The organism is Rhodopseudomonas sp. BR0C11 (genome assembly GCF_010820945.1).
GTDB classification, from domain to species: Bacteria; Pseudomonadota; Alphaproteobacteria; order Rhizobiales; family Xanthobacteraceae; genus Rhodopseudomonas; species Rhodopseudomonas palustris_H.
Genome location: NZ_QTKI01000307.1, coordinates 1 through 5997, shown reverse-complemented (window position 1 = coordinate 5997; position 5997 = coordinate 1). Strand labels below are relative to the sequence as shown.

At 66.4% G+C, this 5997-nt stretch carries 7 protein-coding genes; 1 reads left to right on the top strand and 6 read right to left on the bottom strand.

The window, feature by feature from the left end; genetic code table 11:
• The 5 genes from DYI24_RS19540 to DYI24_RS19520 form a co-directional block, all read right to left on the bottom strand.
• A partial coding sequence (locus tag DYI24_RS19540; RefSeq protein WP_164573480.1) for a 3-hydroxybutyryl-CoA dehydrogenase occupies window positions 1–773 on the bottom strand: 773 nt, incomplete at its 3' end.
• A 163-nt stretch (window positions 774–936) separates the two neighbouring features.
• Window positions 937–1881, bottom strand: coding sequence for an electron transfer flavoprotein subunit alpha/FixB family protein (locus DYI24_RS19535; protein WP_107346280.1), 945 nt, complete (start codon window positions 1879–1881; stop codon window positions 937–939).
• On the bottom strand, window positions 1881–2630 hold the full coding sequence (locus DYI24_RS19530; protein WP_107346281.1) for an electron transfer flavoprotein subunit beta/FixA family protein: 750 nt from the start codon (window positions 2628–2630) through the stop codon (window positions 1881–1883). The genes DYI24_RS19535 and DYI24_RS19530 overlap by 1 nt, the downstream gene beginning before the upstream one ends.
• Window positions 2631–2735: 105 nt before the next feature.
• Window positions 2736–3308 (bottom strand): cob(I)yrinic acid a,c-diamide adenosyltransferase, encoded by a 573-nt coding sequence (locus DYI24_RS19525; RefSeq protein WP_107357204.1) that lies wholly within the window; start codon window positions 3306–3308, stop codon window positions 2736–2738.
• Between the two features lie 52 nt (window positions 3309–3360).
• Window positions 3361–3555 (bottom strand): twin transmembrane helix small protein, encoded by a 195-nt coding sequence (locus DYI24_RS19520; RefSeq protein WP_107357205.1) that lies wholly within the window; start codon window positions 3553–3555, stop codon window positions 3361–3363.
• A 138-nt stretch (window positions 3556–3693) separates the two neighbouring features.
• On the opposite strand from DYI24_RS19520, the gene DYI24_RS19515 reads away from it, so the two are divergent.
• Window positions 3694–4587 carry a YihY/virulence factor BrkB family protein gene (locus DYI24_RS19515; protein WP_164573479.1) on the top strand — a complete coding sequence of 298 codons (894 nt, stop codon included), beginning with the start codon at window positions 3694–3696 and terminating at the stop codon, window positions 4585–4587.
• Here the strand turns inward: DYI24_RS19515 and DYI24_RS19510 are convergent.
• Window positions 4514–5731, bottom strand: coding sequence for an ATP-binding protein (locus DYI24_RS19510; protein WP_164573478.1), 1218 nt, complete (start codon window positions 5729–5731; stop codon window positions 4514–4516). The two genes, DYI24_RS19515 and DYI24_RS19510, sit on opposite strands and share 74 nt — an antisense overlap.
• Window positions 5732–5997 lie beyond the last annotated feature (266 nt).

Sequence of the window (5997 nt, the reverse complement as noted above, 5' to 3'; positions counted from 1 at the left end):
TACTTGGAGTCGGCGAGGCCTTCGTGCAGCACCTGCATGATCGACAGACAGGTGTCGAAGCCGATGAAGTCGGCCAGCTCCAGCGGGCCCATCGGATGATGCGCGCCGAGCTTCATCGCCATGTCGATGGCTTCGACGTTGCCGACGCCTTCGTACAGCGTGTAGATCGCCTCGTTGATCATCGGCAGCAGGATGCGGTTGACGATGAACGCCGGGAAATCCTCGGACACCGCGATCTGCTTGCCGAGCTTGGTGACGAACGCCTTCGCGGTCTCGAAGGTGGCGTCGTCGGTGGCGATGCCGCGGATCAGCTCGACCAGCTCCATCACCGGCACCGGATTCATGAAGTGAATGCCGATGAAGCGCTCCGGCCGATCGGTCGAGGCGGCCAGACGGGTGATCGAGATCGACGAGGTATTGGAAGCGACGATCGCCTCCGGCTTCAGCACCGCGCACAGCTCGTTGAAGATCTTGCGCTTGGTCTCTTCCTTCTCGACCGCGGTCTCGATCACGAGGTCGCAGTCGGACAGCCCGTCCAGCTTCTCCGTCGCGGTGATCCGCGCCAGGGCCTGCTTGCGGGCGTCTTCGGTGATGAGCTTCTTGGCGATCTGGCGCGACAGGTTGCCGTTGATGGTGGCCATCGCCGATTTCAGCCGGTCGGCGGAGACATCGTTCAGGATCACGTCGAACCCGCCGAGAGCGGCCACGTGGGCGATCCCGTTGCCCATCTGCCCCGCGCCGATTACGCCGACTTTTTTGATTGCTGCCGCCATCTCTCATCTCGTTCGGAGCACAGCCGCGTCGCGCGGCCGGTGCATCTTCGCACATTCCCGCGCCGCTGTCCGTGGTTCGGCGCCCGGACAGTTAGCCGGTGAACGCTTAAAGCTTCTGCAACGAACCCGGCCCGAGGGCCGGGTTCGTCCGCCGCAAAGGCGTTTACTTGCCGAGCTTGCCGAGCTCTTCGGTCAGCTCCGGAACCGCCTGGTAGAGGTCGGCGACCAGGCCGTAGTCGGCGACCTGGAAGATCGGCGCGTCTTCGTCCTTGTTGATCGCGACGATCACCTTGGAGTCCTTCATGCCGGCGAGATGCTGGATCGCGCCCGAGATGCCGACCGCGATGTAAAGCTCCGGCGCCACAACCTTGCCGGTCTGACCGACCTGCCAGTCGTTCGGCGCGTAGCCGGCATCGACCGCGGCACGCGAGGCGCCGACACCGGCGCCGAGCTTGTCGGCGAGCGGCTCGATGTACTTGGTGAAGTTCTCGCGGCTCTGCATCGCGCGGCCACCCGACACGATGATCTTGGCCGACGACAGTTCCGGACGATCGCTCTTGGCGACTTCCTCGCCGACGAAGCTCGACAGGCCCGGATCGGCCGCCGCCGCGACAGTCTCGATCGCCGCGCTGCCACCCTCGCCCGTCGCCTGGAAGGTCGAGGTGCGGACGGTGATGACTTTCTTGGCGTCCTTCGACTTCACGGTCTGGATCGCGTTGCCGGCGTAGATCGGACGCTCGAAGGTGTCGGGCGCGACAACCTTGATGATCTCCGACACCTGCATCACGTCGAGCAGAGCGGCGACGCGCGGCATCACGTTCTTGAACCGCGAGGTCGCCGGGGCGACGATCGCGTCGTAGCTGCCGGCGAGCGAGACGATCAGCGCGGCCAGCGGCTCGGCGAGATCGTGCTCATAGGCGGGCGCTTCGGCGAGCAGCACCTTGGCGGCGCCCTGCAGCTTGGCAGCCGCATCGGCCACGGCCTTGCAGCCCTGGCCGGCAACGAGGATATGCACCTCGCCGCCGAGCGCGGCCGCGGCGGTCATCGCCTTGTTGGTGGCGTCCTTGAGGTGTGCGTTGTCGTGTTCGGCAATCAGCAGCGTGGCCATCAGAGTACACCCGCTTCGTTCTTGAGCTTCGAAACCAGTTCGGCGACGTCCTTGACCTTGACGCCGGCCTTGCGGCCACCCGGCTCGACGGTCTTCAGAACTTCCAGGCGCGGCGAAACGTCGACGCCGTAGTCGGCCGCGGTCTTCTCCGCGATCGGCTTCTTCTTGGCCTTCATGATGTTCGGCAGCGAGGCGTAGCGCGGCTCGTTCAGCCGCAGATCGGTGGTGACGATCGCCGGGCCCTTGAGCTTGACGGTCTGCGAGCCACCGTCAACTTCACGCGCGACGGTGAAGTCGGAGCCGTCGACGTCGAGCTTGGAGGCGAAGGTCGCCTGCGCCCAGCCGAGCAGCGCGGCCAGCATCTGGCCGGTCTGGTTGCTGTCGTCGTCGATCGCCTGCTTGCCGAGAATGATCAGTCCCGGCTTCTCTTCGTCGGCAACGCCCTTGAGGATCTTGGCGACCGCCAGCGGTTCGACGACGCCGTCGGCCTTGACCAGAATGCCGCGGTCCGCGCCCATGGCGAGGCCGGTGCGAAGGGTTTCCGACGCCTGCGCCGGTCCGATCGAGACCACGACGACTTCGGTCGCCTTGCCGGCCTCTTTGAGGCGCAGCGCTTCTTCGACGGCGATCTCGTCGAACGGATTCATCGACATCTTGACGTTGGCGAGTTCAACGCCCGACCCGTCGCTCTTGACGCGGATCTTGACGTTGTAGTCGACCACGCGCTTGACCGGCACCAGAACCTTCATCGATCCTCTTTCGTGTTGCGGTGGGTAATTGTTTGTTGTGGCGGCGGAACCTAAAGCCCCTCCTAACCGCGGTCAACGCGGCAAAGCCAAAAACCGCCTTGTTCCCTAGCGGTTTTGGCCCGGCACCCAGAGCACGTCGCGGGCGCCACCGTCGTTCACCGTGCGGGCGGCGACAAACAGGAAGTCGGACAACCGGTTGACGTATTGGACGGCCGCCGGGGTGATTTTCTCGTTCGGCCGAGCCGAGAGTTCCACCATGGCCCGTTCCGCACGGCGGCATATCGTCCTCGCCACATGCAGGTAAGCGGCTGCCGGCTTGCCGCCCGGCAGCACGAAAGATGTCAGCGGCGCCAGGCCTTCGTTGAGCTGATCGATATCGCGCTCCAGGCGCTCGACCTGGCTCGACAACACCCGCAGCCGTTCGGCCTTACCTTCCCGTTCCGGAACCGCCAAGTCGGCGCCGAGATCGAACAGATCGTTCTGAATACGCCCGATCATGGCGTCGAGTTCCGGCAGCTCCGACAAATGCAGCCGCACCACGCCGAGCGCCGCGTTGGTCTCATCCACCGTGCCGTATGCCGCGATCCGCGGATCGGACTTCGGCCGCCGCTCACCGGAGCCGAGGGCGGTGGTGCCGTCGTCACCGGTGCGGGTGTAGATTCGATTGAGAACGACCATCGCGCGGGGATCCTGCTGCGGGAAACCAAGTGAGCCGGGAGTTGGTGGGCAGCTAACGGCCCATCGCCCAGATCGCAAGCATGGTGATGACGATGGCGACGAATTGCAGCAAGACCCGCCAGCGCATGAGGGTCTGCGATCGGTTCGGCGAACCGCCCCGCATCATGTTGATCAGACCGAGCATGAGCACCAAGGCCACGGCGCAGAGCGCGACCGGCAGAGCGATTGAACTCAGGAAGGATGCCATCTAGGTTTCATAACACCGCTACTGATCCCGCGCTATCCCTGCCGCATGGTCGGGCGCAACGATCCCGGGTGGAGGCGGTTAGTATCGGATGCTAAGGTTCTGCCATCCCGCCGGCCGCAACTCGTGACAAGGTGACCCGTGAGGCAGATCCGCTACGCCTATGCGGTCGCAATCGATGCGCTCTATACGTTCCTAGCCGACGACGGATGGGCGATCGCCAGCCATATCGCGCTCTCGACGCTGATGGCGCTGTTTCCCTTCCTGATCGTGCTCACCTCGCTGGCCGGCTTCGTCGGCTCGCGCGAACTCGCCGACCGCGCCGCCGAGCTGCTGCTCGACGTCTGGCCCGCACAGGTCGCCAGCACGCTGTCGGGCGAGATCCACGACGTGCTGACCACGACGCGCGGCGGGGTGCTGACCATCGGCCTCTTGCTGGCGCTGTACTTCGCCTCCAACGGGGTCGAGAGCCTGCGGGTCGGGCTTAACCGCGCCTATGCGGTGATCGAGCCGCGGCCGTGGTATCTGCTGCGGCTGGAGTCGATCGGCTACACCCTGGTGGCGGCTTTTACCGCGCTGGCGATGGGGTTTCTGATCGTGCTCGGCCCGCTGATCCTCGCCACCGCCCGGCACTACGTGCCGCTGCTGGTGCACAATAACGAGCCGCTGCTGACGATCGGCCGCTATGGCATTGCGATCACGGCGCTGACGGTGGCGCTGTTCCTGCTGCACGCCTATCTGCCGGCGGGGCGGCGGTCGTTCCGGCAGATCCTGCCCGGGATCGTCTTCACCATCGCGGCCTCGCTGATCTCGGGCATCACCTTCGGCATGTATCTGGCGCGGTTCGCCAACAACTACGTGTCGATGTATGCGGGCCTGGCGTCGGTGATCATCGCGCTGGTGTTTTTGTATTTCATCGCCGCGATTTTCGTTTACGGCGGCGAACTCAACGCCGCGATCATCAAGTCGCGGCTGCCCGAGGGGATGACGCTGCAAGAAGCGCAGTTGCGAGCGCCCGGGGCGAAACCGGCTTGAGCAGGAACGCATCGGCGCCGGCCTGACGGGCCGCGGCTTCGTCCTGGTCGCGTCCCGACACGCCAATGATCGGCACCGCGCGCAGCGGCGGCGGCAGCGCCCGGATCAGCCGGATCGCCTCGACGCCGCTGATGCCGGGCAGCACCATATCCATCAGCACCGCATCGAACTCGGCCTTCGCCAGCCGCTCCGGAACCGCCTCGCCACTGCCGACGAATTCGCAGCAATGACCAAGCTCGGTGAGGATGGCGTTCAGCACCACGCGCCCGAACGGATTGTCCTCGACGCTGAGGATGCGCAGCCGCCCGCCGCCGGTGGCGCGGATCGCACCGTCCGGCGTCGCCATCTGCGGCGGCTTGGCCCGCCCCAGCGTCACCGTCAGGGTGAAGACCGTGCCGCCGCTCGGCCGCTGCGCCACCGTGACGTCGCCGCCGAGGGCCCGGGCAATTTGCCGCACCGACGACAGACCGAGGCCGGCGCCGCCGAACCGCGACGCGATGCTGACATTGGCCTGCGAGAACGGGCGAAACAGCCGCTTGATCTCGGTGAGCGACAGCCCGATGCCGCTGTCAGACACCGCGAACGAGACCTGCGCCTTGCCGCGGCCGGCGGCTGCGGCGGTGACCTTCAGCGCCACGTCGCCTTGCTCGGTGAATTTCACCGCGTTGTCGATCAGATTTTCCAGCGCGGCGCGCAGCCGGACCGCGTCGCCGATCGCAAAGCCCGGCAGCCGCTGCGAAATCGTCACCGTGGCGCGCAGCCCCTTGGCGGCGGCGCGGCCCGACAGCGAGTCGCCGGCATGACGGGCGAGCGCCCGCAGATCGAAGAACTCCGACCGCAGCCCGAGCCCGGTGGTGCCGAGCCGGGCTGCGTCGACGAACAGCGTGGCGAGACCGGACAGATGCTCGGCGCCGGCCTTGATGGTGTCGACCCAGCGCCGCTCGCGCTCGTTGAGATCGGAGGTCGCCAGCAATTCGCTGACTGCCAGGATACCGGTGAGCGGGGTGCGAACCTCGTGCGCGAAAGTCGCCAGCACGGTCTCGATCATGCCGGACGAGGCGGGCTTCTTGCGACGGACGCGTTTCGGCGGCGTCCGCTTGACCTGCGTCCGCCCGCTGCGCAACGCGCGCGATTTCACCGCCATGAGTCCCCCGAGCCGTCCCGGCTACAATGCCACGCTCGCCGCTGTGGAGTCACGCCGCGCGTGGGCGCCGGGATCGATGCCGGCGGCATCAGGCGGCGTTCAGATGGGCGCCGCAAGCCCGACCAAGGTTCGGATCTCGGCCGGCGTGACGCCGGCTGCGCGCAGCTCGCGCAGGCCGGTCGACCCGGTGGATTTCGACAGCTTGCGGCCCTCCGCATCGCGCAGCAGCGCATGGTGCCTGTCTCTTATACACCTCTGACGCTGCC